The following is a 483-nucleotide window of genomic DNA, read 5'->3' as shown; positions in this document are numbered from 1 at the left end:
CCTTGTTGTATGAGAATTTTTTAAAAAATATAGCGCCCTATTAATTGTCATTTGCGCCCCCTTTTTCAGCCGCGAAATCTGCACGTGCCGCGGCCACGGCAATGAGCTTAATAAGCTGCCTTAAGTCCTCTTTATAAGAACTATCGGCTTTTCTTTTAATGCTTTTTGATATAATAATTTTCATAGATGAACCTCTTTTTTTTAAGTTGTTCAATCTAAATAGGGCTATTTTTGAATTATTTTGGAATAAGCGGGTATTTTTTATTTATTTATCGATTTTCTTTATTTTTCGGCTTTTCTTTAAAATTTCAGAGATATTTTTAAATATTTTAAAAATCACCCCTATATATTCTAGTTATCTTTTATTCAGATTATTTTTTATTAAAAAAAATAATCTGAATAACTCAAAAAAATCGTCCCGACTTTTTTAAAGATCCCTATTTAGCTCCTGAGAATAATTATTTTTTGGAGCATTTATTTTAT

Annotated in this window: 1 protein-coding gene; it reads right to left on the bottom strand. The window is 28.4% G+C overall.

Annotation, left to right across the window (positions count from 1 at the left end; translation table 11 throughout):
• Window positions 1-40: 40 nt before the first annotated feature.
• Window positions 41-184 carry a hypothetical protein gene (locus tag WH95_RS21380; protein ID WP_157846038.1) on the bottom strand — a complete coding sequence of 48 codons (144 nt, stop codon included), beginning with the start codon at window positions 182-184 and terminating at the stop codon, window positions 41-43.
• Between the last annotated feature and the right edge of the window lie 299 nt (window positions 185-483).

The organism is Kiloniella litopenaei (genome assembly GCF_000982415.1).
Classification (GTDB): domain Bacteria; phylum Pseudomonadota; class Alphaproteobacteria; order Kiloniellales; family Kiloniellaceae; genus Kiloniella; species Kiloniella litopenaei.
Note: the sequence above shows the minus strand (reverse complement) of the source record. Positions and strands in the feature narration are given on the sequence as shown.